The following is a 24,480-nucleotide window of genomic DNA, read 5'->3' as shown; positions in this document are numbered from 1 at the left end:
GGAGGAAAACAGATGGCTGAAAAAATAAACAGTGAAACGCTACAAGTGACGTCTTTTGATATCATTTTTCATAGCGGAAATGCACGAACACTGATACATGAAGCATTTCGCTCGATGCGTAAGGAGATGTTTGAAGAAGTAGAAGAGAAGTTGCGACAAGCAAATGAAGAGATTCTTCATGCGCATCAATCACAAACTCAACTTCTGAAAGAATATGCTAGTGGGACAAAAATAGAAATGGAAATTATCATGGTCCATGCACAAGATCATCTGATGACGACGATGACATTATTGGAAGTTGCACAGGAAATGAATTATTTGTATCAAAAAAATAAATAGAAAGGAAGATTTATTGTGCAGGATACAGTAAAAAGGAAAATCGAATTAGAAAAAAAGCAACTTAGTTTGAAAAACATGTATTTCAATCGTTATCTGTTCGTACGCTATCTGACTGCCTTTTTCTTTTTCATGAACATGCAATGGATGATTCTGCTTCTATCAGCTAAAAGTTTAGGAAGCAGTTTACCAATGGTTCTACTTTTAGCTATTTTGCCTGCAGTAGGAGAACAAGTAAAGCTTTATCGAAAGCACCAAACGAATGTTCCATGGATAAAGCGGTATTTTTTGTTTCAGGGTGTCTGCAATATATTATTGATTCCAGTGTTGTTCACCTCAGGATTTACACTCTTGTATCCTTTTATGGCAATTAACAATAGAGGACAGCTATTTGTTTTCATTCTTATTGTAAGCGGTATTTTTGTCAGTGCATTTATCCAGTATCGTTTAAAGAAAATTTCGCTCAATCAAGATCAGCAGTATATCCGTATAAAACAATATGAAAAAGCGTTGTATTTAGGAAAGGAGAATAATTAATGTTTGATTTTTTGCAGAAATACCTGATGGGACCTATGGGGAAAATTGCGCAACTTAAAATCGTTCGGGCTGTTATGGCAGCGGGGATGGCTTCTATTCCTTTCACGATCGTAGGTTCGATGTTTTTGGTTTTGAATATTTTGCCATTACCGTTCCCATTTTTAGAAGGATTTTTTAATGCAACTTTTTTCAAAGTTAGTGACTTGTACATGATCGTCAATACAATGACGATGGGTATTTTATCTATTTACTTTGCCATTGTGTTTGCTTATGAATTAACGTCAATTGAACGAGATGAACAAAAGTTGAATGTTAATCCGCTCACGGGGGCATTACTATCTGTTTTTGCATTCTTTATGTGTATCCCTGAGTTGATCATGACCGATGGTAAAATCAGCTTGATTGCTTCTATCAATGAGACAGAAACTGTAGTAAATGGGATACGGATGGGCTCTTTTGTCGAACGTTTAGGAACTTCAGGAATCTTTACAGCTATTATTATGTCGATTATTGCGGTCGAATTGTATTGTATGTGTGTCAAGAGAAATTGGGTCATAAAAATGCCAGATGTTGTTCCGCCAGGAGTTTCTCGTTCTTTCACCGCTCTGATCCCAACATTTGTCATTGCGTTTGTGGTGATGATCATCAATGGATTATTAGTTGCACTAGGAACGGATATCTTCAAAATGATTGCTATCCCATTTGGGTTTGTTACGCAGCTGACGAATACGTGGCTTGGTGTCATGGTGATTTATTTCTTGATCCATGCATTGTGGATCGTAGGTATCCATGGAGCGAATATCATCACTTCTTTCTTGACCCCAATCGTATTAGCTAATATGGCAGCTAACGCACAAGGCGCAAATTATCCGTTGGCAGGAGAATTCAACAATTCTTATGTAACCGTTGGTGGATCAGGCGCGACCTTAGGATTGATCATCTTTATTGCATTCCTCGCGAAATCGGATCAGCTGAAAGTGTTAGGAAAAGCCTCTCTTGTACCAGGACTATTCAATATCAACGAACCAATTATTTTCGGGATGCCAATCGTCTACAATCCCTATTTAGCGGTTCCGTTTTTCTTAGCACCGATGGCTTCTGCTACACTCGCTTATTTTGCCATTCGGCTGGAAATCGTTAAACCGATGCTTGCACAGATGCCGTGGCCTTCGCCAGTTGGGATTGGCGCATTTGTCGGCAGTGGGGGTGATTGGAAAGCGGCTGTGCTAGCTGTCTTTTGTGCAATCATCGCATTCATTATCTGGTTCCCATTTATTAAATTCTATGATAATAAATTATTGAATGAAGAAAGAGAAAAGGCAGCAGAATTAGCTAGTGAAAAGTCAGCTAACTGATTTCTAAGAAAATAGAGCGTGGGACAAAAGTAAAGAACACTTTTGTCTCACGCTCTAAACACGTATAAACGGCGGAAGCAGAAGCAACTCCTTCGGAAATAAGCTGAAATTCACAAAAATTTAAAAAGCAATTTTCGTGAATTCCTTCTTATTTCTTGGAGTTAAACACTTCTGTCCCAGCCTCTATTTATTATAGTCAATATGATTCGAACTAAGTATCAAGGCAGAATACCGAGCGACTGAAGCAAACCTAGACATGTGAATATCAGATAAACGACTAGAAAAAATAGAGCAACCCTTCCGCCTAAGCGCGCGAAAAACTTAGTCTGATGCTTCCGACTCATCAAGTAAGAAAAAAGTAGCAGTAACCATCCAACAATCGATGCATCAACTGGCAAATGTAGATTTCTAAAAATAACATCCCCCATTTTGCCGCTTTGCAAATCCAAAGTTAGAAAAATGACAGAAAAAAGAGAAAGAAAAAAGATACTGTTTGCTAAGTTGAAAATTTTTTTCATAATAACCACCTTTATATTATTGAAAAGACAGGAATAATAAACTAAAAGCAACGATAGAAGAGCCAATAATCAAAAGAATTAAAGCGCTATCTTTAAGAGGCGTGATAAAGAAACAATAAAAATTATTGTAGTTCCGGCAACTTTTCTTGATAATTCCATAGACGGGACGCTATGAAAAGTTTTCTTTTCATGGCGTCCCGTCTACTAGAATATAAATAACATTACTCTTCAATCAACCGCTTCACGATTGCATAATCCCCTTCATAAGGTTCATCTACACCATTGATTTTTTGATAGGGATCAACCCCTTTTCCCGCAATGACGACTGAATCTTGCGAAGTACTTTCTGCTAAAGCACGCCGAATCGCTTCAGGACGGTCCATTTCATAATGAACGATCAATTCTGGATTAGTAATTGCTTCATTGATTTCTTCCGCGATTTTTTGCGGATCTTCAAATGCCGGGTCATCTGCCGTTAAAAAGGCGACGTCAGCTGTTTCTGATAGCACTTTTCCAAAATCATGTCGACGGGAGATTGCTTTGTTCCCTGGGCTGCCTAATACAACAATTACACGACCGTCTGGATGTTCATTTTTGGCAAATTCCAGCAATGTTTTCAAACTTAGATAATTATGTGCGTAGTCCACATAGACATGCGCCCCATTTGATTGGATCAATTGATCCATTCGGCCTGGTACACGAGCTTCTTTTAATCCGGCTTGTGCATCTTGACTGGAGGCACCTGTTAGTGCTGCGGCAATGATCGCACTGGCTGCATTTTCTTGATTGAATCCTCCGGCCAGCAAAATATCATAAGCGGTATCGCAGATAGCTAAGTGATCTTGACGAGAAGATAAAGTAAACCCGTGGGTACCTTTGTCTGAATGGATCACTTGATAATTGCTTTTTTCCGAACGACCATAAGTGATCGTTGGGATCTGGAATAGATCGGCGGTTTCTTTAAGCAAATCAAAATAGTCACTTTCGTGATTCAAAACAACTGTTTTTGAGTTTAAGATCAATTGACGCTTGCAATAGAAATAGTCATCAAATGTCGGATGTTCGATCGGACTGATATGGTCAGGCGAGATATTCAAGAAGATTCCTACATCTAAAGTCAACCCGTACACACGTTGTGTTTTGTAAGCTTGGGAAGAAACTTCCATCACTAGATGAGTCATACCATTTTCAACTGCTTCTGCCATCATACGATATAAATCTAATGACTCAGGCGTCGTTAAATGGGATTTGAAATACGTTTTGCCATCTAGCGTTGTATTCATCGTAGAAAGCAATGCAGTTTTTTTATTCGTTGTGTGATCCAAGATTGCTTTAGTAAAATACGCAGCAGTTGTTTTACCTTTTGTTCCAGTGAATCCAATCACTTTCAATTTATTTTGTGGATAGTCGTAAAAGGCCATAGCAAGAAGTGCCATTGCTTTACGGATATCCGTCACAATGATGCCTACTGCTGAATTTTCATATGGCTGCTCTGATACATAATATTGGATACCTTGTTCGATCGCTGAATCCAAATATTCTTCTTTGAAATTCATTCCTTTACAGAAAAACAGAGTAGAAGCATCAGCTTTTCTTGAATCATAACTTAACTGAAGAAATTCAGCTTTTTCTGGTACATCAAGATGCCAGCCTTTTATTGAAACAAATTCTTTTAATAGATGTTCTTTTAATAGTAAATGACGGATGTCTTCTAAAGAGAAGCTCATTGATTGATCCCTCGCTTCATTCAATTTCTTGATTTATTATAGCACACTCTTTTCAATATATCGTTTGATTCCGCTGTGACAAAATCCAGCTTTATTCAAATTTTCTTGACACAGGGGACAAGCGGATGAGTATTTTCATAAACAATGAACTGACTGTAATAGATAGGAGAACGAACAGTGTCTCCAACCATCCAAATACATAATAATTCAAAAAGATGATAAGGCTATTCGTAAGTAACAGTCCTTGCGGCATTGGAAGCCGAAAAAATTTGTGAAAAATAATTGGCGGTATCGTTATCCCGCCATTTGAGGCTCCGACGGTTTACAATGTGTAAACGCCAAGACTGAACAAAAGACTTCCTGAAATCAGTGAGAAGAAATGAGAGGAGAGCATTTCCACTTTTGGAACGATTTCTAAAACAACAGGAAAAAGCAGACTTCCCGCTACAGTTTTAAAAAATATTGATTTTCCTAATAGAACAGCGGCTAGAAGCAGCATCATAAGATTGATGCTCCAAACAGTAACTGAGCGTTGGATAGAAAAGGCCGTTTCAACTAAATGTCCGATTGCGCCCACTCCGGCGGAAGCTATATCATGAGGGAGCAAGAACCAATTCAATCCAACTGTGATAAAGAAAAGACCTAAAAATATAACGGGTAGTTTTTTTATTTCTTGTGTCATTGATATCTCCTATAAATGTTAGCCATAAAAGGCTGTATATTTCTTTACTTTACCAAAAAAACGAAACCGAATTCAAAAAAACAATCGTTCTTATAAAAGTTATATAAAATCGATTGCCAGTTTCTGTTTTACCAATTAAAATGATAGTAATGTTTTGTAGAAAGTTGGAATCTGACCGATGGATAATCAAAGAAAACCAGCATTAGATCAATTATCACCGCAAGAAAAAATGGCACGAGGCTCTGCTTGGATGACCGCCAGTAATATCATTTCAAGGTTGCTAGGAGCTGTCTATATCATTCCTTGGTATGCTTGGATGGGCGAAAATGCTAAGGCTGCCAATGGATTATTCAATATGGGGTACAATATATATGCATTGTTTCTACTGATCTCTACAGCAGGAATACCCGCGGCGATCGCAAAACAAACCGCGCGATATAATTCGTTGAATGAATATGGCACTTCACGACGATTATTCATCCGGGCATTACAGATGATGGGCGGGTTAGGTCTGTTATTCGCTTTGTTCATGTACATCGCCTCTCCTTGGCTAGCTCATGCTTCTGGTGGCGGAGAAGAACTGATTCCAACGATGCGCTCTTTGAGTATCGCTGTATTGGTTTTTCCTTGTATGAGTGTGATACGAGGGTATTTTCAAGGGAACCAAGAGATGATGCCTTATGCGCTGTCGCAGATCGTTGAACAAGTGGCACGTATTTTTTATATGCTGTTGGCTACATTTATCATCATGAAAGTCATGAATGGCGATTATGTGACGGCGGTCACGCAATCAACTTTCGCGGCATTTATCGGTATGCTAGCAAGTATCCTTGTCCTTTTGTATTTTTTGAAGAAACATCAAGCGTATACATCTGCATTTATCCACTACAGCGAAAACAAAGTAAATATTGCAACGAAGGAATTGTTGTTAGATACCATTAAAGAAGCAATACCGTTTATTATCGTTGGTTCAGGGGTAACAATCTTCAAATTAGTCGATCAATTCACTTTTATGAAGGTCATGTCTGCATCCACTGAATATTCCAATGCACAGTTGCTAGATCTTTTTTCGATTTTTAGTGCCAATCCAGATAAATTGACAATGGTAGTTATCGCATTGGCAACATCGATCGCGTCTACCGGGTTACCGTTGATTACAGAAGCTGTTACGTTGAAAGATCGAGTAGGACTGGCAAAATTGACGAGCGGAAATTTACAACTGTTTTCATTTTTTATGTTTCCAGCGACATTTGGTGTCATGTTACTTGCCTATCCGCTAAACACATTATTTTATACACCAGATTCTCTAGGAAGCAATGTACTGATCCAAGCAAGTTTTGTAGGACTCTTCTTAGGGTTATATATGCTAGTTTCCAACATGCTGCAAGGAATGTTTGAAAACAGGGCGGCAATCAGTTATTTGGTTGTTGGGTTTCTGGTGAAACTACTTCTTCAATATCCAGCCATTCGTTTATTTGAAGTGTATGGCCCTTTATTAGCGACAATGCTCGGGTTTGCTGTGTCTTGTACCTTGATCTTAAAGAGGATCCATGAAGTAGCTCGCTTTAAACCAAGTTTTGTCTGGCGTAGGACATTACTGATCTTTATTCTTACCTTGATTATGCTTTTTGCTTCGTGGATCACAAAGATGATTTTTGGGACTTTCTTAAATGAAGATAGCAAATTCCAGTCTCTATTATTGATTCTTGCAGTAGCAGGTATAGGGGCATTGGTGTACGGTTATTTAGCTTTGAAAATCCGTTTGGCAGAAAGACTACTAGGACCAGGAATAGCGCGTTTACGACACAAATTAAAAATAAAATAAGTGAATGGGAAGAGCAGAATCAATGCTCTTTTGAAATGGGGGAAACGCATGCGTTTAGATAAATTTTTAGCAGATATGGGACTTGGTAGCCGCAAAGAAGTCAAAGGATTGATCAAAAAAGGAACGATTGAAGTCAATGGACAAGTGGTCAAAAGCGATAAAGCGCAAGTAAACGAGTTTGAAGATACGGTTACTTATTTAGGAGAAATCATTGCGTATCAAAAAGATTTTTATTATATTTTGCATAAACCTGCAGGAGTCATTTCTGCTACTCAGGATAATCATGATCAAACCGTAATCGATTTGTTGGAAGATCAAGATTATCGGGAAGATCTTTTTCCAGTTGGCCGATTGGATAAAGACACGGAAGGCCTCCTGATTTTAACGAATGATGGGGTATTTGCCCATCAGTTATTATCACCAAAAAAACACGTGGAGAAAGAATATCTAGCTGAGGTTAGCGGTATAATGACAGAAGAAGATATCCGTTTATTTGCAGAAGGACTGATTATTGATGGCGATGAGCAGACATTGCCGGCAAAACTCCAAATTGATCAAGTAGATCAAGAGTCAGAAACTTCAATTATCCGTCTGATTTTGCATGAAGGGAAGTTTCACCAAGTCAAGCGAATGGTCAAAGCAGTAGGAAAAGAAGTCTTATATTTAAAAAGAATCCGTATGGGGAATTTTTGTCTTCCTAAAGATTTGAATAGAGGGCAGTATCGCCCCATGACCAAAGAAGAGCTAGAACAAGTGAGAGAAAAATAATTGAATGGACAGCTAAAAGAATAAGTAGCGTAGTTGTAGCGACATCTGAAAAGCAGACTTATCCGTCTGACTTTGGATGGCTTTTTTGTGAAATTTCGGCTTATTTCCGTAGAAGCTACTTCTGGAACACCGTTTGTTCGGAATAAGGGACTGTGACAAGACTTTTGTCACAGTCCCCATTGCTCGTTGTGACTCGGAGTTAGATAGCAAGGTCACGATCTGTCTAATACTCAGGACAAAACGCTGATTTCACAACCTCTGATAAACGGTGTTCTCCTGCCAACTCTTCGGTCACAAGTTATAATATTCATAAAATATAAGGAGCTATTTTTTGAAATTACTCCTTGTGACTCAGAGTTAAACGGCAGGCTCACGACCTCTTGGTAAACGGTGTTCAAAAACTTGCATCTTCGGCAATAAGCCCAACCAAACGAAAAATATGAGGAGCTATTTTGGTTTGGCTGTTCTTATTGCTTGATGCAAGGCAGCTTTTTCACAATCTCTGATAAACGGTGTTCAATCAGCTGACCCTCGGTATTAGCTCAAAAAACGGCAAAATATGAGAAACTATTTTTCCGTTTTTTTCTCTAATACTCAGGACAAAACGCTGATTTCACAACCCCTCCTATACTTTGTTTCATTTTCCCTATACTTTGTTTATTTATTCTCATTATTGAAAGCGCTATAATAACGTTGCGAATGAATCGAAAGGGGTTTTTAGATGAAAAAACGAAAGGGGTTCAATCATTTTTTTATGAATCTATGGCGTTATAAAGCACTTGTCCTGATGGCTGTACCGGGTATGCTTTGGATGATTTTTTTCTTTTACATACCTGTAATGGCGAATGTCGTAGCATTCAAAAATTTTCATATTTCAGCAGATGGGTTCTTGGCTAGCCTGAGGGAAAGTCCTTGGGTGGGTTGGGAAAATTTCAAATTTTTATTTTCTTCGGACCAAGCATTTCTCATCACTAAAAATACAATTTTATATAATGTGACATTTATCCTTTTAAATCTGCTCATTTCAGTCGTATTTGCAGTCATTATGAGCGAGTTGAGAAATAAACGACTTGTTAAAGTTTATCAAACGATGTCGTTGCTCCCTTATTTTCTATCTTGGGTCATTATCAGTTACTTCGTTTACGCCTTTTTAAGTCCCGACAAAGGAATATTCAACCAGTGGATTACTGGACACGGAGGAGAAGCTGTCAATTGGTATAATGAACCGAAATATTGGCCATTTATCTTAGTATTCATCGGTACATGGAAAGGGATTGGTTATAACAGCATCATTTACTTTGCATCTGTTATGGGAATCGATCCGACTTATTATGAAGCTGCTATGGTTGATGGAGCTAGCAAATGGCAGCAAATCAAACATGTGACGATACCACAACTGATTCCATTGATGACGATTTTAACGATTTTAGCCGTAGGAAACATTTTTCGAGCTGATTTTGGCCTGTTTTATAACATTCCTAGGAATTCCGGTGCATTGTACGATGTGACTCAAGTTTTGGATACGTATATCTACAATGGGCTGACATCCACAGGAGATTTTGGTATGACGGCTGCTGCAGGCCTTTATCAATCAGTTGTCGGTTTTGTCTTATTGATGATCACAAATACGGTCGTCCGTCGTTTTGATAGCGATTCTGCATTATTCTAAGGAGGAAAAAAATGAAAAAAAAGAAAGTGGAGAGAGTCCAAGTCCGTTCTTTCAATAAGACGACCAATTTTTTCTCTAATATAATGATTGCACTCTTTGCTATTTCCTGTGTTTTGCCATTCATATTTGTTATTGCCATCTCTGTTACCGATGAGTCCATATTGTCGACGCACGGGTACAGTTTTTGGCCAGAAAAATTCAGTCTATTTGGTTATACGTATTTGTTCGACCAGATGCAGGATAAAATTTTGCAAGCGCTTTTCGTAACTGTACTTGTTACTGTTTTAGGTACCCTGATCAATAGCACGGCTACTTCTTTATATGCTTATGCGATTTCGCGGTCAAACTTTCCATTCCGTCGTTTTTTTACCGTTTTTTGTTTGATTACGATGTTGTTCTCACCAGGAATGGTAGCCAATTATCTTGTTATGACAAATCTTCTCCAGTTAAAAGATACGATTTGGGCATTGATCTTGCCAATGGCTGTTAGCCCCTTCAATATTATTGTGATGCGCACATTCTTTAAACGTTCGGTCTCTGATTCGATTATTGAATCGGCGCGGATCGACGGAGCTAGCGAACTTCGAATATTCGTTCAAATCGTTTTACCGTTAGCTGTTCCTGGTATCGCGACAATCAGCTTATTTGCCGCATTGGGCTACTGGAATGACTGGTTCAATGCTTTACTATACATTCAAGATGATAAGCTAGTTCCACTACAGTATCTTTTGATGAAAATCCAAAGTAATATTCAATATCTGACGCAAAATTCAGGAGCAGGAAGCCAATTGACAGGTGGGCTAGCTTCAGTTCCAGGAGAATCCGCCAGAATGGCGATCGTAGTTATCTCTACGTTGCCTATTGCGATCAGCTATCCATTTTTCCAGAAACATTTTGTCAAAGGTCTAACGATCGGTGGAGTAAAAGAATAAAAAAATATAAATCATAAAACTAGGAGGAAGAAAAATGAAGTTATGGAAGAAACTAGCCTTTACAGGTGTTTCAGCATTATTGGTAGGTACATTAGCGGCATGCGGAGGTTCTGGTTCTAAAGAGCAAGCAGAAGCTAGTGATTCGGACACTTTGCAGATGTATCAAATCGGTGATAAACCGGATAATTTCGATCAATTGATGGAAGTGGCAAACAAACGAATCGAAAAAGAGATTGGTGCAAAAGTCAATATCAATTACATTGGTTGGGGCGATTACGAAAAGAAAATGAACGTCATCATTTCTTCCGGAGAAAATTACGATATCGCCTTTGCGAACAACTATGTTTCCAATGCTCAAAAAGGAGCCTTTGCTGATTTGACTGAATTAGCGCCTAAGTATGCTGAAAAAGCGTATAATGATTTAGATGAAGCTTATATCAAAGGAGATTTGGTGAATGGAAAATTATATGCCTTTCCAGTAAATGGAAATGTCTTTGCTCAACAAGTACTTACTTTTAACAAAGCTTTACTAGATAAATATGATCTTTCAATTGATGGAATCCAATCTTACGCTGATGCAGAAAAAGTTTTGAAGGAATTCCATGAAAAAGAACCAAACACGGCCGCTTTTGCCATTGGACAAGGATTCAAAGTCCAAGGAAACTTTGACTATCCTTTAGGGAACACTTTACCATTTGCTATTGATCTGGATGGAGATGATTCAAAAATCATCAACCAATACGACAATGAAACGTATATCGGACTGTTGCGTACGATGCATAGCTGGTACAAACAAGGACTCATTCCAAGTGACGCTGCAACGAGCAATAAGGACTATCCACTAGAAGGAAATACTTGGCTGATGCGTGGAGAAACACAAGGCCCCTATGATTATGGCGATACGATTTTGACAAATGCAGCAAAACAAGAACTAGTTTCAAAAGCAATTACTGTTCCATTGAAATCTACAGCTCAAGCACAAATGGCAAATTTTGTCGTATCCAATACTTCAAAAAATAAAGAAAAATCAGTAGTACTTCTAGGCCTACTTAACAGTGATCCAGAATTATTGAATGGACTTGTTTGGGGAATCGAAGGAGAAGCATGGGAAAAAGTCGATGGTTCAGAGGATAAAATCAAATTGCTAGATGGTTATCAGCCAAACACACATATGTCTGCTTGGAATACAGGAAACAATAAGATTCTATATACACAAGAGTCCATTACGGATGACATGATTGCCAAACGCGACCAATCGATTGCTGAAGCAGAAACTTCACCGATTTTAGGATTCAGCTTCAACACGGACAATGTAAAAACAGAATTAAGTAATATTTCAAATGTCATGAACCAGTATTTGGATGGATTGAATACAGGAACTGTTGATCCAGATGAAACATTGCCGAAATTAAAAGAAGCTTTAGATAAAGCTGGTTATGACAAGGTATTGAAAGAAATGCAAAAACAATATGACGAGTTTCGACAAGAACAATAATGAATAAAGACAAAGAGGTTGTGACAAAAACGTGTCGCAACCTCTTGTTCCGAATGAATGGTGTTCAAAACCTTGTATCTGCGGCAATCAGCCCAACCGAACGAAAAACGTAGAGAGCTATTTTTGTTCGGCTGTTCTTATTACTTGATGCAGGGCAGCTCTTTTACAACCTTTAATACTCAGGCCATGGTGCTGATTGCCCAACCTTTTTTTGTATAATGAGAAAGTATAAACTTAATGTTTGGAGGAGAAGATATGTTAGGGAAGGTTTTGGAAGAGTTGTTTATCCGGATCTGGGTCGTTATAAAACTAACCTTATATTTCTGGATATACACGTTTGTCGGCGGAATCATCTTTGGATTAGGTACGGCATGGAAAACAGTCAATGAGTTATTTTATTTATATGGATTCGAGTATAAAGAAATCACGTTAAAAAGAGGCTGGAATATATATAAAAGAAATTTTTTAAGAGGAAATCTGCTATTTAGTTTATTTTTATCTAGTACTGCTTTATTGAGCTACAATCTATATCTATCTGTTCAAATCAAAGGGCTCATTTTTTTAGCTATTGATTTTATTTTGCTTTTTGCCTTATTTTGCCTATTTGCTACTTATCAATACAGTATGATTTTAGACAGTGAATATACGATCTCTGTTCCTAATCTGCTAAAGATGAGTTTTATTTCGGTTTTTTCCAGCTTTTCGTCTTTTCTAAAAATAATTATTGGTAGCAGTGTAATTATAGCTGTGACTTGGCAATTCAAAGGATTGATTTTATTTGGTGTCATTGGTCTTTTGACGGTTTGGAATGATACGATGACGAAACAGTGGCGTGAAGAGTTAGATAAACAGTTGGAAAGTTATGAATAAGATCCGTATTCTATTTTCAAAAGGAACCTTACTGAATCGGCTATTACGGAAATATGCGGTTATCATGATTGGTGTAACGATGACTGCTACTGTTATTTTTAGTGTCCATACGTGGGATCAAAACCAAAAGCAGGCAGAAAACATGACAAGTGATGCCGTTCAAAGTACAAGCAGAATGCTGAATGACAAAACAACTTTGAGTAGGATCATTAAAAACCAGCTTGTAGGTGATTCCGAAAAAATCGAAAATGTCACTACCTACTTAACAAAACCCATAGATCAGTATTTGATGTATGTATATGAGCAGCAAAACAGTACCGACGAATTAGTTTCTTTCCCAAATCAAATCAAAGATCTTTATATAAATTATGAAGAACTAAGTGCGATATATATCGTGTTGAATCAGCTACCGGAGTACTATGAATCCTCTAGAGAAAACAAAGGCGGAGAAGTAAAAGCAGGAACGCCGAAATTACTAGATGCCTTTTATATCAAGTTGCCTATCACCCAAGGAGGAGCTGAGTCAGGCAGTATTTTTATCGGTTTCCAAAAGAAAGAGCTAGATACGATTTTAGAGAATCTAACGTCATTCAATGGACTCTCTTTATACATGATTTCTGGCACGACAAATCGCTTGTATACGTTCCATGATAATAAAATAGCTAAAGAAACATTTGGAAGACAAGAAACGATTATCTCAGAGAGTCTTCAGAAAAATTCACAATTGCCAATTGCTAATCTGAGAAAAAATAATTTTGTTCAGCATCAAGAACTGTCGGATGATTACCGAATATTAGCTGTATTAGATAAAAAAAGTGTAAAAACCGAAACGGGGAAAAACCTTGCCCCTCTGATTGTCGGTATCATTGTTTTAGACAGTATATTGCTTATCTTTCTTTATAAAACATTCAAACGATATTCACAGCAAATATCCGTCGTCATGCAGGCAATGGAGCAAACAGCAGCAGGGAATTTAGAAACACGGATTGATACAACAAAAACGGAATATGAACTAAAGGAACTTTCGATCGGTATCAACGAAATGTTGGATAGCATCAATCAATTTGTCGAAGACATCTACAAACTAGAAATCAAACAGCAAGATGCACATATGCGGGCGCTTCAAGCACAGATCAATCCGCATTTTTTATACAATACATTAGAATATATCCGAATGTATGCAATCAGCGAAGGAAGCGAAGAATTAGCAGATGTTGTATATGCTTTTTCTGCCTTGCTCCGAAACAACACAAATCAAGAGAAGACGATCACTTTGAAAGAAGAATTGGACTTTTGCGAAAAATATGTCTATTTATATCAAATGCGTTATCCTAATCGAGTGGCCTATCATTTTATGATCGATCCTGATTTGGAAAAGATTGAAGTACCTAAATTTGTGATTCAACCATTAGTTGAAAATTATTTTAAACATGGTATTGATTTTACTCGATTTGATAATGCCATAAGTGTCAAAGTCTTACAGGAAGACAAGCGGGTAAGGATCATCGTCAAAGATAATGGAAGAGGGATGACTGAAAAACGGCTAAAACAGGTGGAAGAAAAACTGTCTCATCCCAAAGTGGAACTTCACGAATCAATCGGTCTGCAAAACGTGAATGAACGTTTACGTGCCAACTTCGGCAGCAGTTATTACATGTCGCTTGAGAATAATGAGACAGGTGGACTGACTGTTTCTATTACATTCAAGGAGGGGTGAACATGTACCAGGTGTTATTGGTAGATGATGAATATATGATTTTGAATGGGTTAAAAAAGATAATTGATTGGAAAGGTTTAGGGTTCCAAATAGTAGCAACAGCGGAGAATGCCAAAGAAGGACTATCTGTCCTTGAACAACAACGGATTGATCTAGTGGTAACGGACGTGACGATGCCAGAAATAAACGGACTGGAATTTATTGAAGCAGCTCAAAAAGAACATCATAATTTTGAATTTATGATTTTGTCCGGGTACCAAGAATTTGATTATTTGAAAGGAGGCATGCAATTAGGTGCGGTGAATTATTTGATGAAACCCGTGAATAAGTTCGAATTGATTGAAAGCCTCAAGAAAATCAAAACACGGTTAGACCAGCAAAATGAACAAAAAAATCAGCAAGAAATCTATCAGGAACTATTATTCAGTCAATGGTTGAATGAAGAGTTAGATGAAGCAAGTGAAGAAGAAATAATAGGACAAATCAGTGAGAAACAGCATAGAATAGTATTGATCCAATTATCAAGAATTCATGATCCTCTTATCAATACATGGTTGAAAGAACACCAGCAAATCTTTTATTATCAAAGAAATTATGGAGACCGTATATTGATTACGCTGTTGTTGGAGGCAGATGAAGTTGATGGATTCTGCTGTTTTGTCCAAGAAAACGTCCCTGATCAGGAATGGCTGATCAGTATCGGGGAAGAGACAGATTCATTGGACAAGATCCCTGAAACATTCCAACAAGCGAAAGACAATCTACAATTACATCAATTTTATGGAGATAAAGACGAGCATGTTTTTTACGCAATACAAGCAACAATAAAAGAGCAAACCATCGATTTTTCAAGTTTCAGACGTGTGTTGCAAAATAAACGATTAGATGATGCCCAAAAAATGATCACTGATTTTTTCGAGCAATTTCAGTTAGCAGCCATGATGCCGGAAGACATCCGGTACTCCAGCTTTTTACTGTTTATGGAGATTCAACGGGAATTGATTGATCTAGAAGATGAGGAATATTTACAAGGAATCGAAAAAATTCATCAGGCAAAAACGGTGCAAGAACTCCATCAGCTTCTTCTGTCGTTCGTCCAAAAGCACCAGAGACAGAAAAAATACAGTGGCAATGTAGAAAAAGTAATTGAAATCCTGCATCAGCACTATCAAGAACCACTTACACTCAAAGAAGTGTCAGAAAGTTTGCATTTAAATGTCATGTATTTAGGGCAGTTGTTCAAAAAAGAAACGAAAAAAAGTTTTTCAGCTTATTTGAACCATTTACGTATGGAAAAAGCAAAGCAGCTGCTTTTGCACAGTAATCAAAACGTCAATGAAATAGCAAGTGAGATTGGCTACAACAATACCACGTATTTCTCTAAATTATTCAAGAAGATTGTCGGCAGATCCCCTAAGGAGTATCGGGAAAAAAGAGGAGAATCCTAAAAAAAGAAGCGTATGGAATGAATCGATATTCAAAAGTTTGCATCTGCGGTAATAAGCCCAACCAAACGAAAATAGGAGGAGCTATTTTTGTTTGGCTGGACTTATTACTTGATGCAGGACAGCTTTTTCACAACCACTGAATCAGCTAACCCTCAGTATTAGCTCAACAAACGGCAAAATATGAGGAACTATTTTGCCGTTTGTTTCTCTAACACTCAGGTCAAAACGCTGATTTCACAACCTCTCAATAAACGGTGTTCAAAAGCTTGCATCTGCGGTAATAAGCCCAACCAAACGAAAAATAGGAGGAGCTATTTTTGCTTGGCTGTTCTTATTACTTGATGCAGGACAGCTTTTTCACATCCTCTTGTTAGTTATCGTTTGATAAGGAAAAAGGTAGATCTTTTGATCGATACTTCTTAGGATGAGGGACGATACCTAATTGGTAAGAGATCTTGCCGCCTTTCAACAAATCTTGATGGGTAAAATATAATTTCGTATATTCTTTGTCCATCCGATTGATTTTATGGATAAATTGCTGTTGCGGCCGATTAGGAGTGGCTTCAATCGTCAATTCCTTTCCATTTGACAAAAGCACAACAGCCTTGTCCATTAAAGGCATACCGATAACATATTCACCGGTCCCTGGTGTGACAGGATAGAATCCCAGACTATTGAAGATATACCAAGCAGCCATACTTCCGTTGTCCTCATCTCCAGGGTAACCCGTTGAAGAATCGTCGAAAGTTTGAGTCATCAATTGTTTAAGCAATGGCTGTGCCATTTCGGGTTGTCCAATATAGCTGAACAAGTATGGGTAATGAAAACTTGGCTGATTGGAGATAGCTAACTGCCCAAATTCTATCGCAGCCATCTCGCTCATTTCATGAATCTCAAAACCATATCCTCCTGTTTCAAATGTCGGAGATTGATTGCACAAATCAATGAGTTTTTCTTTGAATCTCTCACTGCCGCCATATTTTTCGATCAACCCTGCAAAATCATGATAAACAGCAAAGCTGCTTTGCCAAGCACTGCCTTCTGCATAATCTTGTCCCCAACGATGAGCAGAAAATGGTTCTCTGAATTTGCCATTTTTATCTTTGGAACGCATCCATCCTGTCTCATAGTCAAAAATATGTTGATAGTTCAATGATCGTTGCTGATATTTTTTCACCGTTTCGTCCTCTGCTAGTACTTTGGCAACTCGACTAATACAAAAGTCGCTATAAGCATAATCTAGCGTATGATTGACCGATTCATGGTAGTGATTAGGAACATAGCCGTATGTCAAGTAATCCTCTGTCCCTTGTCGTCCATAATTTGAATGATTACTTTGAACTGTAGCGCCTTTCTTCATTGCTGTTAGAAATTCCTGCATCAAGTCTGGCCGAATATCTTTCACAGCAGCATCTGCAATGACTGCATCAATTAATGTCCCAGGCATTAGTCCACGTTCGTCAGGAGACAGCCATTTTGGCAAATAGCCACTTTCTCTATAGCTGTTCAAAAAACCTTCCAGCATTTCTTCATACTTTTCTACAGCAATCAAAGAATAAAGAGGATAAACCGTTTTATACGTATCCCAGAACCCGTTATTTGTATAGAGAACGCCAGGTTTCACAGATCGACTAGTCGTATCATAGTGGATTTTTTGCCCACTAGGATCCATTTCATAAAATGTCTGCGGAAATAAAAACACCCGATAGAAGTTATGATAAAACGTCCGCAATTGTTGTTGATCATGGTGTGTGAGCTGTATACGATCAAAATAGGATTGCCATTGTTTCTGGCTGTTAGCAAGGTAAGTCTCTTTGCTTTGGTTTTGTTCTAGTTCCAAGTTATAAGCTGCTTGTTCCGGGCTGATAAAAGATGTCCCGAATCGGATGGTTTGTTTTTTTGTCTGTTCAAAATACAACGGGATCGAATCGCTATTTTTGTTGGAAACAGCTAGCTCATCAGTTGTTAAAGGATATTCAAATCTCAATATGAAATAAAAAGAAAAATCAGGATCTTCTGAACCAGCAAAATGTGTGATTTTTCCTTCCACTGTGTAAGGATCTATAACAAAGAGCTGATGACGTCCCGGAAAGGATAAAAGTAAACCGCTATCATTTCTGCTGTAATCAATAGATAAGATTCCGCCATACATACTGGGTATCAATGTAGAGCGGATGCCATAACGCAATTGACGGATCGACAGATGAGTCGGACAAAATATACTTTCTTCTGGGCGGTAAGAACTTTGCGCATGAAAAAGGGTATTTTCCTGTAATTTACCATTGATTGGCGTGAGCAGCATATGACTGAAATCGCCCATCCAAGGACTTGGCTGGTGGGTAAGTCGATAACCTTGAAAAATACGATCCTCAGGATGAAACCACCAGCTGCCGTTTTGATCGGTCGTTTGCGGTGCAAAATAATTCATCCCAAAAGGAACGCCAGTGTAAGGCTGGCAGTTCCCGTTAGAGAAATTTGGCTGATTAGCTGTGCCATGTCTAGTATCTATTTGACCGATATTCATTTTATTTCTCCTTTGTTGATTGTCTTTTGATAAATGAAACTGGAAATTTGCTGTCGGAAGGACGTTCGTTTGTCTCTAACCAAGTGATCAAAGCCTCTCCAGCAAGCTTGCCTAACTGTTCAAAATCTTGTGCAATGGTTGTCAGCGGTGGATCAACAAGAGCAGCTGCTTGGATATCATCAAATCCGATGATTGAAAAATCTTCAGGAACATGATAATCATGCTGTCTCAAGAAATTCATCGTCTGGATAGCGACAACATCGTTTTCGCAAACAAAAGCGGTCACTTCATACTTAGTGATATAAGAAAGCAATTCATCGAATGTCGCGCTTTTGTCATCCAGCGAAGTGTGGAAAGCCAAACCAGCTTTGTCCAATGCTTCAAGGTAACCAAGGTAACGCTGACGTACGGATTGTGGATGAGTCTGTGCACCAAATAAATAAGCGATTTTTGAATGTCCCTGTTCGATCAAATGAGAAGTAGCGAGCACACCACCTTGGAAGTTGTCGGAAAGCACGGTAGGAAAAGGCAATTCATAGATTTTTTTATCCAATATGATGACAGGGAATTCTTTTAATGACAGCTCAAAAAGCAAGTCAAGATGCTGTTCTGTATCAAAGGCATAATAAATTAATCCATCAAATTCATGGATGAGTTCTTTTGCCGTTTTATTTTGTAAAAAATCATGTGTCGTCATCATGACATCCATCTGTTTATCCTGCATCACAGGATTCAATCCCTTGGTAAAGTCACCAACAGATAAATCAGCGACATATGGAAGAAGAAACAGAATCCGCCGTGTTTTTGTAGGAGAAGGAAGCATCTGCTCCGGAGAAGCTGATTTAACAAAACTGCCTTTCCCACGTACGCGATAAATCAGCCCTAATTGCTCTAATTCAGTCAATGCACGTTTGGAAGTGATTCTGCTTACTTTATAAGTATGGGAAAGTTCCTTTTCAGTTGGTAGTTGGCTATCCACAGGTAATTCACCAGTTAAAATAGCCGTTTGCAAATCATTAAATATTGTCTGGTACAATGGTTGATTCATATAAACACCTCTTAATGATATATCATATTTAAATAATACCATAATAGATGAAAAAGTAAATAAAAAGTTATTTTTTTGAAAGCGTAGACATAAAATGCTGCAAGAGGTATAATCTTTAAAGATATATCAAATGAAAAGAGGGAATTTGTATGGTTTATAAAGATATACCAAAATCGGTGCAAAAATTTATGGATGATATCACACAAAAATGCGGGAAAACCCATGCGGACTGGGCAACGAATTTTACAGCAGCATTTGCCAACACGCTATTGACAACAGTCAAAAAGCAAAATGACGGTACTACTTTTTTATTGACAGGAGACATTCCTGCAATGTGGTTGCGAGATTCTACTGCACAAGTTCGTCCTTATTTAGTGATTGCAAAAGAAGATGAGGAACTAGCTGACATGATTAGTGGGTTGGTCAAAAAGCAATTTTTTTATATCAACATTGATCCATATGCGAATGCCTTCAATGAAGAAGCGAACGGTGCGGGACACCAAACAGATCACACAAAAATGAACGATTGGATCTGGGAAAGAAAATATGAAATTGATTCTTTATGCTACCCGATACAGTTGGCCTATCTTCTTTACAAAAATACAGGAAAAACGGACCAATTCAACCCAACTTTTATTGAAGGAATCAAAAAAATCTTAGGCGTGTTCGAAACAGAGCAGGAACATGAACACTCTCCTTATACATTTGTACGAGATACGACAAGAAAAGAAGATACGCTGATCAATGACGGACGAGGAGCCAAAACAACTTTTACAGGTATGACATGGTCTGGGTTCCGTCCTAGCGATGATGCTTGCCGTTACGGATATCTGGTACCATCCAATATGTTTGCGGTGGTCGTGTTAGGTTATGTGGAAGAAATTTTCCAAACGATACTCGATGATAAAGAAATTGTACAGAAAGTACAAATATTGAAGAAAGAGATCCAAGAAGGTATCCAAAATCACGGACGGACGGTTAATCAAAAAGGGCAAACGATTTATGCATACGAAGTAGATGGAATGGGGAACGCGACGGTCATGGATGACAGCAATGTGCCCAATTTGATCGCGGCACCTTATTTAGGATACTGTTCGGAACAAGAGGAAGATTATCTTCAAACAAGAAGAACATTGTTGAGTAAAGAGAATCCATATTTTTATGAAGGAAAGTACGCAAAAGGAATTGGTTCTTCCCATACGCCAAAAGAGTATATTTGGCCAATTGCACTAGCTATGGAAGGAATGACAACACCAGATAAATCTGAAAAAGAACGGCTATTGAATTTGCTTGTAGCAACTGATGCAGGAACACATCTTATGCACGAAGGATTTGATGTGAACAATCCTGAAAATTATACGAGAGAATGGTTTTCTTGGGCAAATATGATGTTTTGCGAATTAGTTATGGATTACTTTGATATTCGAGTAGAAAAATAGGAGGTACTGTAAATGAAAAAGAAAGTATATATCATTTCTCATAGCCACTGGGATCGTGAATGGTACATGGCTTACGAACAGCATCACATGCGGTTGGTTGAATTGATAGACGATTTATTAGAGCTATTTGAAGTTGATCCGTCCTTCAACAGTTTTCATTTGGATGGGCAAACGATTATTTTAGATGACTATCTTCAAGTAAGACCAGAAAAAAGACAGGCGCTCCAACAAGCGATCAATGAAGGAAAATTGAGAATCGGACCATTTTATATCTTGCAAGATGATTTTCTGATCAGTTCGGAATCAAACGTGAGAAATATGCTAATTGGCATGGAAGAAAGCCATAAATGGGGAACCCCCGTCATGTTAGGGTATTTTCCCGATACATTTGGAAATATGGGACAGACGCCTCAATTAATGAAACAAGCTGGTATTTCAGCAGCGGCGTTTGGCCGTGGGGTAAAACCAATTGGTTTTGACAATCAAGTTCTGGAAGCAGAAAACTATTCTTCTCAATACTCAGAGATGTGGTGGAAAGGACCTGATCAAACAGAAATTTTTGGTCTGTTATTTGCCAATTGGTATAGCAATGGGAACGAGATTCCCGTAGAAAAAGAAGCTGCTCGTGTCTTTTGGAAGCAGAAATTAGCAGATGCAGAACAATATGCATCTACTGATCATCTATTAATGATGAATGGTGTTGATCATCAACCAGTACAAAAAGATATATCAAAAGCAATTCATCTCGCAAATGAGCTGTTTCCAGATTACGAGTTCATCCATTCTAATTTTACTGACTATCTGGAAGCAGTTCGACAAGAGTTGCCAGAAGACTTAGGTTCAGTAGAAGGAGAATTGACAAGTCAAGAAACGGATGGCTGGTATACTTTAGCCAATACAGCATCTGCTCGCGTTTATTTGAAACAATGGAATACCAAGGTCCAACGGCAGCTAGAAAACATCACGGAACCACTTGCGACGATGGCTTACGAAGTTACAGGGATTTATCCCCACGATCAATTAGATTATGCTTGGAAGACATTAATGCAAAATCATCCTCATGACAGTATTTGCGGTTGTTCAGTCGATTCTGTCCATCGAGAAATGATACCTCGTTTTGAAAAAGCAGATGAAGTCGGAAAGTATCTTGCACAAGATTCTTTAGAACAACTGGCCGCAGCGATCGATACAACTGGATTCCAAAAAGACAGCTTTCCATTTGTCGTTGTAAATACTGCGGGAATGGATAAAAGCGGTGAAGCAGAAATAACCATCGAATTAGCAAGAAAAAGATTCGCTGAAGGAATACCTGAACAACTATATCAAGAGTTAGAACAGTTGCCTAGACAGAAGTATCACGTAGAAACAAAAAGCGGGGCCACTATACCAGCTATTTTATCTGAAGAAACTGTCCAGTTTGGTTATGATTTGCCGAAAGATCGTTTCCGTGTACCATATATGGCAAGAACGATCAAGGTAACTTTACCAATAAAAAACATGCCAGCATTTTCTTGGGAAACATTCGCGCTTGTAGAAGGGGAAGCGAAAGCAGAAGAAAAGGAAACAATGATCCGTCAGAGTGGACGAATCGTCGAAAACGCCCACCTGCGTTTGACGATTGAAAAAAACGGTACCATTACAATGGAAGATCGCAAAAACAAACGAAAATGGAATAACCTGCATATTTTTGAAGATATCGGTGATATAGGAAACGAGTATATCTTTAAGCAACCTGTCTATGATCAACCAATCCTATCCAGTAATCAAGAGGGCTCTGAAGTAAAAGTATTAGTAGATACACCAGAAATAGCCAAAATAAGTATTCTACATGAAATGGAGATCCCAGTTTCTGCAGACGAGCGTTTAGAGAAAGAACAACGGATGGTTGTAGAATTTCGTTATCGAAAAGCAGAACGATCTAAAGAAAAACGGATCCTTCAAATAGAAACGATCATGACTGTCAGAAAAGATAGTAAAAAAATCGACTTTGAAACGACTCTTGACAATCAAATGAAAGATCATCGATTGCGTGTCTTGTTTCCTACAAAGTTACATGTGGAACATCACGAAGCAGATAGTATTTTTGAAGTAGTAAAGCGCCCAAACCATGTATCTAGGAGCTGGGAAAATCCCACGAATCCGCAACATCAGCAAGCATTTGTCAATATTCATGATGAACAGTACGGTGTAACAGTTGGTAACTTTGGCTTGAATGAATACGAAGTAACAGCAGATGGACAAATCGCGGTGACGCTACTTCGCTGTGTGGGAGAACTAGGAGATTGGGGGTATTTTCCAACACCAGAAGCACAGTGTTTAGGTAAGCATCGGTTCGATTACAGCGTTGAACTACATGGACCAGAAGAAACATTCTCTACTTATTTGCATGCATACGCGGCACAGATTCCTTTTTCCACTCAACAAATCAAACATCATGAAGGAACATTGGTATCAAAACAACAATATTTAACGATAAAAAGTGAAACGTTTGCAATTACAGCTTTGAAACGGAGTAAGTTTAGTGATAAAGTAGTAGTGAGAGGTTTCAATATGTCTAGTCATTTAGAAAAATTAGAAATAACTAAAGACAATCGAAAAACGGTCATATTGAATCTGCTTGAAGAACCAACGCAGCAATCGGTTGTCCCGATAATCCAACCGTATGAAATTCGGACAATCGGATTCGAGGAGGAAAACTAAATGTATGGCGGAATAGAAGCAGGCGGAACAAAATTTGTGTGTGCGGTTTCAGAAGGTGGAGAGATTTTGGAAAAAATAAGTATCCCTACCACAACACCAGAAGAAACATTGGATCAAGTATTTGAATTTTTTAATCGTTATGAACTGAAGGGAATCGGGATCGGCTCATTCGGCCCGATTGGTATCGACCAAACAAAAGATAATTACGGATATGTTTTGGCAACTCCCAAAAAAGGATGGGCACAATTTGATTTTCTCGGCACAATCAGGAAACGCTACCATATTCCTGTTGCTTGGACGACGGATGTCAATGCAGCTGCATACGGGGAGCTGAAGCAAGGGGCAGCACAAGGAAAAAATAGTTGTATTTACCTTACCGTGGGAACAGGAATCGGTGCAGGCGTCGTGATCAATGAGGAAATTTTTTCAGGAATCGCACATCCTGAAATGGGACATATTTGGGTAAAACGCCATCCAGATGATCAATATGAAGGCACTTGTCCTTATCATAAAGACTGTTTGGAAGGATTAGCAGCAGGTCCGTCTATTGAGGCACGTATAGGAATCAAAGGGCAAGATCTGCCACAAGATCATCCGATTTGGGATATTCAAGCTTTCTATATTGCTCAAGCACTGATCAACTATACGTTGACGTTAGCACCTGAAAAGATTATTTTAGGCGGCGGGGTAATGAATCAGGATCATCTCCTTCAAAAAATTCGTCAGCAATTTGTTGAATTGATGGGTGGCTACATGGAAACACCTCAAGTAAGTGAGTATATCGTTCGTTGGGGACTGCCGAATGAAAGTGGGATTATCGGTAGTTTGCTGTTAGCAGAACACGAACATCAAAAGTAAGCAGACAAGTTACACAAAAAGAACGTAGTCTT

The 24,480-nt window shown here is 38.4% G+C and carries 18 protein-coding genes and 1 pseudogene; 14 read left to right on the top strand and 5 right to left on the bottom strand.

Annotated features, from left to right (window positions below; genetic code table 11):
- Positions 1-12 precede the first annotated feature (12 nt).
- Genes KFO35_RS09520 through celB form a run of 3 tightly spaced genes read left to right on the top strand, consistent with a single transcriptional unit; the run spans position 13 to position 2,228 of the window.
- Positions 13-339: a PTS cellobiose transporter subunit IIA gene (locus KFO35_RS09520; RefSeq protein ID WP_002285954.1), complete on the top strand. Its 327-nt coding sequence runs from the start codon at positions 13-15 to the stop codon at positions 337-339.
- A 15-nt stretch (positions 340-354) separates the two neighbouring features.
- Positions 355-873 (top strand): hypothetical protein, encoded by a 519-nt coding sequence (locus KFO35_RS09515; RefSeq protein WP_167513749.1) that lies wholly within the window; start codon positions 355-357, stop codon positions 871-873.
- Positions 873-2,228, top strand: a complete 1,356-nt coding sequence (celB, locus tag KFO35_RS09510) for a PTS cellobiose transporter subunit IIC (protein WP_002310822.1) — start codon at positions 873-875, stop codon at positions 2,226-2,228. Before KFO35_RS09515 ends, celB begins: the two co-directional genes overlap by 1 nt.
- A 218-nt stretch (positions 2,229-2,446) precedes the next feature.
- Here celB and KFO35_RS09505 read toward each other — a convergent pair whose 3' ends face one another.
- The 3 genes and pseudogenes from KFO35_RS09505 to KFO35_RS09495 form a co-directional block, all read right to left on the bottom strand.
- Positions 2,447-2,746, bottom strand: coding sequence for a hypothetical protein (locus KFO35_RS09505; RefSeq protein ID WP_025477394.1), 300 nt, complete (start codon positions 2,744-2,746; stop codon positions 2,447-2,449).
- Between the two features lie 221 nt (positions 2,747-2,967).
- The gene (locus KFO35_RS09500; RefSeq protein ID WP_025477395.1) at positions 2,968-4,473 is read right to left on the bottom strand and encodes a UDP-N-acetylmuramoyl-L-alanyl-D-glutamate--L-lysine ligase; all 1,506 of its coding nucleotides are present in this window, start codon (positions 4,471-4,473) and stop codon (positions 2,968-2,970) included.
- A gap of 91 nt (positions 4,474-4,564) precedes the next feature.
- Positions 4,565-5,155, bottom strand: a pseudogene (locus KFO35_RS09495) (YitT family protein).
- Positions 5,156-5,333: 178 nt separating this feature from the next.
- On the opposite strand from KFO35_RS09495, the gene KFO35_RS09490 reads away from it, so the two are divergent.
- From KFO35_RS09490 to KFO35_RS09455, 8 genes are all read left to right on the top strand, one after another.
- Positions 5,334-6,980: a putative polysaccharide biosynthesis protein gene (locus tag KFO35_RS09490; protein WP_002316108.1), complete on the top strand. Its 1,647-nt coding sequence runs from the start codon at positions 5,334-5,336 to the stop codon at positions 6,978-6,980.
- A 48-nt stretch (positions 6,981-7,028) separates the two neighbouring features.
- Positions 7,029-7,748, top strand: a complete 720-nt coding sequence (locus tag KFO35_RS09485) for a pseudouridine synthase (protein ID WP_025477396.1) — start codon at positions 7,029-7,031, stop codon at positions 7,746-7,748.
- Positions 7,749-8,469: 721 nt separating this feature from the next.
- A complete protein-coding gene (locus KFO35_RS09480) occupies positions 8,470-9,417 on the top strand; it encodes an ABC transporter permease (protein ID WP_002316110.1) in 948 nt (315 codons plus the stop codon).
- An 11-nt stretch (positions 9,418-9,428) separates the two neighbouring features.
- Complete coding sequence (locus KFO35_RS09475; RefSeq protein ID WP_002316111.1) at positions 9,429-10,349, top strand: carbohydrate ABC transporter permease; 921 nt, start codon at positions 9,429-9,431, stop codon at positions 10,347-10,349.
- A 34-nt stretch (positions 10,350-10,383) separates the two neighbouring features.
- Positions 10,384-11,844 carry an ABC transporter substrate-binding protein gene (locus KFO35_RS09470; RefSeq protein ID WP_002316112.1) on the top strand — a complete coding sequence of 487 codons (1,461 nt, stop codon included), beginning with the start codon at positions 10,384-10,386 and terminating at the stop codon, positions 11,842-11,844.
- A gap of 255 nt (positions 11,845-12,099) precedes the next feature.
- Positions 12,100-12,714, top strand: a complete 615-nt coding sequence (locus tag KFO35_RS09465) for a YesL family protein (protein ID WP_002316113.1) — start codon at positions 12,100-12,102, stop codon at positions 12,712-12,714.
- Positions 12,707-14,431 (top strand): sensor histidine kinase, encoded by a 1,725-nt coding sequence (locus KFO35_RS09460; protein ID WP_002316114.1) that lies wholly within the window; start codon positions 12,707-12,709, stop codon positions 14,429-14,431. Before KFO35_RS09465 ends, KFO35_RS09460 begins: the two co-directional genes overlap by 8 nt.
- 2 nt (positions 14,432-14,433) lie before the next feature.
- Complete coding sequence (locus KFO35_RS09455) at positions 14,434-15,879, top strand: response regulator transcription factor (RefSeq protein ID WP_002316115.1); 1,446 nt, start codon at positions 14,434-14,436, stop codon at positions 15,877-15,879.
- 370 nt (positions 15,880-16,249) lie between these two features.
- On the opposite strand, the gene KFO35_RS09450 is transcribed toward KFO35_RS09455, so the two are convergent.
- Together KFO35_RS09450 and KFO35_RS09445 are read right to left on the bottom strand one after the other, a co-directional pair.
- A complete protein-coding gene (locus KFO35_RS09450) occupies positions 16,250-18,403 on the bottom strand; it encodes a GH92 family glycosyl hydrolase (protein ID WP_002316116.1) in 2,154 nt (717 codons plus the stop codon).
- 1 nt (position 18,404) lies between these two features.
- Positions 18,405-19,451 carry a GntR family transcriptional regulator gene (locus KFO35_RS09445; protein ID WP_002316117.1) on the bottom strand — a complete coding sequence of 349 codons (1,047 nt, stop codon included), beginning with the start codon at positions 19,449-19,451 and terminating at the stop codon, positions 18,405-18,407.
- A 149-nt stretch (positions 19,452-19,600) separates the two neighbouring features.
- On the opposite strand from KFO35_RS09445, the gene KFO35_RS09440 reads away from it, so the two are divergent.
- From KFO35_RS09440 to KFO35_RS09430, 3 genes are read left to right on the top strand one after another with little or no spacing between them, the layout of a single operon-like run.
- Positions 19,601-20,890, top strand: coding sequence for a glycoside hydrolase family 125 protein (locus KFO35_RS09440; RefSeq protein WP_002316118.1), 1,290 nt, complete (start codon positions 19,601-19,603; stop codon positions 20,888-20,890).
- A 12-nt stretch (positions 20,891-20,902) separates the two neighbouring features.
- A complete protein-coding gene (locus tag KFO35_RS09435) occupies positions 20,903-23,590 on the top strand; it encodes an alpha-mannosidase (RefSeq protein WP_156272281.1) in 2,688 nt (895 codons plus the stop codon).
- A complete protein-coding gene (locus tag KFO35_RS09430) occupies positions 23,591-24,448 on the top strand; it encodes an ROK family protein (protein WP_002316120.1) in 858 nt (285 codons plus the stop codon). It begins immediately after the preceding gene.
- The last annotated feature ends 32 nt before the right edge of the window (positions 24,449-24,480 follow it).

It is taken from the genome of Enterococcus lactis (assembly GCF_015751045.1).
GTDB lineage: Bacteria > Bacillota > Bacilli > Lactobacillales > Enterococcaceae > Enterococcus_B > Enterococcus_B lactis.
Note: the sequence above shows the minus strand (reverse complement) of the source record. Positions and strands in the feature narration are given on the sequence as shown.

Excerpts from the sequence above, each read along its gene's own strand:
- KFO35_RS09520 (WP_002285954.1), top strand. The coding sequence starts at position 13 with ATGGCTGAAAAAATAAACAGTGAAACGCTACAAGTGACGTCTTTTGAT.
- celB (WP_002310822.1), top strand. The coding sequence starts at position 873 with ATGTTTGATTTTTTGCAGAAATACCTGATGGGACCTATGGGGAAAATT.
- KFO35_RS09505 (WP_025477394.1), bottom strand. The coding sequence starts at position 2,746 with ATGAAAAAAATTTTCAACTTAGCAAACAGTATCTTTTTTCTTTCTCTT.
- KFO35_RS09500 (WP_025477395.1), bottom strand. The coding sequence starts at position 4,473 with ATGAGCTTCTCTTTAGAAGACATCCGTCATTTACTATTAAAAGAACAT.
- KFO35_RS09490 (WP_002316108.1), top strand. The coding sequence starts at position 5,334 with ATGGATAATCAAAGAAAACCAGCATTAGATCAATTATCACCGCAAGAA.
- KFO35_RS09485 (WP_025477396.1), top strand. The coding sequence starts at position 7,029 with ATGCGTTTAGATAAATTTTTAGCAGATATGGGACTTGGTAGCCGCAAA.
- KFO35_RS09480 (WP_002316110.1), top strand. The coding sequence starts at position 8,470 with ATGAAAAAACGAAAGGGGTTCAATCATTTTTTTATGAATCTATGGCGT.
- KFO35_RS09475 (WP_002316111.1), top strand. The coding sequence starts at position 9,429 with ATGAAAAAAAAGAAAGTGGAGAGAGTCCAAGTCCGTTCTTTCAATAAG.
- KFO35_RS09470 (WP_002316112.1), top strand. The coding sequence starts at position 10,384 with ATGAAGTTATGGAAGAAACTAGCCTTTACAGGTGTTTCAGCATTATTG.
- KFO35_RS09465 (WP_002316113.1), top strand. The coding sequence starts at position 12,100 with ATGTTAGGGAAGGTTTTGGAAGAGTTGTTTATCCGGATCTGGGTCGTT.
- KFO35_RS09460 (WP_002316114.1), top strand. The coding sequence starts at position 12,707 with ATGAATAAGATCCGTATTCTATTTTCAAAAGGAACCTTACTGAATCGG.
- KFO35_RS09455 (WP_002316115.1), top strand. The coding sequence starts at position 14,434 with ATGTACCAGGTGTTATTGGTAGATGATGAATATATGATTTTGAATGGG.
- KFO35_RS09450 (WP_002316116.1), bottom strand. The coding sequence starts at position 18,403 with ATGAATATCGGTCAAATAGATACTAGACATGGCACAGCTAATCAGCCA.
- KFO35_RS09445 (WP_002316117.1), bottom strand. The coding sequence starts at position 19,451 with ATGAATCAACCATTGTACCAGACAATATTTAATGATTTGCAAACGGCT.
- KFO35_RS09440 (WP_002316118.1), top strand. The coding sequence starts at position 19,601 with ATGGTTTATAAAGATATACCAAAATCGGTGCAAAAATTTATGGATGAT.
- KFO35_RS09435 (WP_156272281.1), top strand. The coding sequence starts at position 20,903 with ATGAAAAAGAAAGTATATATCATTTCTCATAGCCACTGGGATCGTGAA.
- KFO35_RS09430 (WP_002316120.1), top strand. The coding sequence starts at position 23,591 with ATGTATGGCGGAATAGAAGCAGGCGGAACAAAATTTGTGTGTGCGGTT.